The sequence below is a fragment of the Exiguobacterium sp. s152 genome (genome assembly GCF_018618335.1).
Lineage (GTDB): Bacteria > Bacillota > Bacilli > Exiguobacteriales > Exiguobacteriaceae > Exiguobacterium > Exiguobacterium chiriqhucha.
Genome location: NZ_JACSLX010000026.1, coordinates 1 through 1,486 on the forward strand (window position 1 = coordinate 1; position 1,486 = coordinate 1,486).

General features: G+C 52.4%; 1 protein-coding gene. It reads right to left on the reverse strand.

Features of this window, described 5'->3' with window-relative positions; genetic code table 11:
- Positions 1-48: 48 nt before the first annotated feature.
- Positions 49-1,376 (reverse strand): IS3 family transposase gene (locus KNP72_RS15660; protein WP_418508267.1). Its coding sequence is split into 2 segments (ribosomal slippage): positions 49-989 and positions 989-1,376, totalling 1,329 coding nucleotides; the frame shifts between segments, so codons are not numbered across the junction.
- Positions 1,377-1,486 lie beyond the last annotated feature (110 nt).

Sequence of the window (1,486 nt, forward strand, 5' to 3'; positions counted from 1 at the left end):
TGAACTGAGCCCCGTAAAATGGACAGTTTAATAAAAAGCCCACGTTTTCTATGCGGCGATCAGATGGCCCCGATATTGTTCCGGGGTCATCTTTTTTAGGTTCCATTGACCTCGTTCGCAGTTGTAATAGCTTATGTAGTCCCCGACCATTTCTCGGACCTCCTCGAGCGATTTGCACGAGCGGTTGGTGACATAGTCCTTCAAATGGCCGAAGAACGATTCGATTGGTGCGTTGTCGAGACAGTTGCCCCGACGTGACATGGACTGGACCAGTCCGAGGTCGCCGACGAGTTGTTGGTAGTCCGGATGTGTGTAGTGGAAGCCTTGGTCCGAATGAATCATCGCCTCGGGATGTAGGTTCCCTTGGAGATGCTCTTCGAGCTTTTCCATCGTCTGAAAGACGAGGTCCATGTGAAGGCCCGTGGACAGCTTATGTGCCACGATCTCGCGTGTGGCGACGTCCTTCACACAAGACAGATAGACGTTCTCGCCGGAGGCGATCGGGAGATAGGTGATGTCGGTCACGAACACCTTCCCGGGCTCGCTCTGCCGGAACTGACGGTTCAATAGATTCGGCACGACGCGATGCTCGAGCGTCGCTTTAGCTAGTTTTCGATAAGGGCTCATCTTTCGGATTTTGGTGACGATGTTATACTTGCGCATCAGTCGGAGGATGCGCTTATGGTTGATTCGGATCCCGAGGGTTGCGCGCACCTCCATGTACAGTGCCCGATAACCGACTTTGCCACCGTGGCTGTCGTGAATCTGCTTGAGTAGGGTCGCATCTAGATAATCACGCTCTTCCCGGAGGGACTCTGCCTCGGCTCGGTTCAACCAGGCATAGTAACCACTCCGGCTCACACCAGCGATTTCACATAGTGGGCGCACGAGGTTTTCCAGCTGCGCGATTCGGATGATGGTATTGATGACCTGATATTTCTCTGCCGGTGTCAGTTCGTTCGTTTCGCCTGCCCTTCTAACTTCTCTAGTTTTTTTAAGAGTTCGTTCTCGGCCGTCAGATATTTGATCCGTGCCTCTGCCTTCGCCAACCGTCGCTCCATCGACTCGTCTTTTTTCGGACGCCCGCCTCCCAGGGTCTTCCCACGTTTGTTGTTCAGGAGACCGTCTTCTCCGTCCGTTCGGTACGTCCGACGCCAACGCTTCAACGAAGACTTCGCCTTCTCTTTCCCAATCACCGTCAGGTCGAACCCCGCCTCTGTGAAGATCTGTTGAGGTCCTTTGCCGTCCATGTTCTCACGCACGGCCTTGACCTTAAACTCGGCGGTGTATTGAATCGAACGTTCTGATACGGAGGCGACGTTTGGATTTTCTTCGAGCTGATTGATTTGTTGAATGTTGAAGATGATTTTACTCATGACTGTTTCTCCCGTCTGAATGAATAGGTTCATTATAGCGATTCATGCGCACACGAAAAACCCCGAGTGAGGCACTTTTTTCAAGTGTCCATCATTCGGGGTTCAGTTCA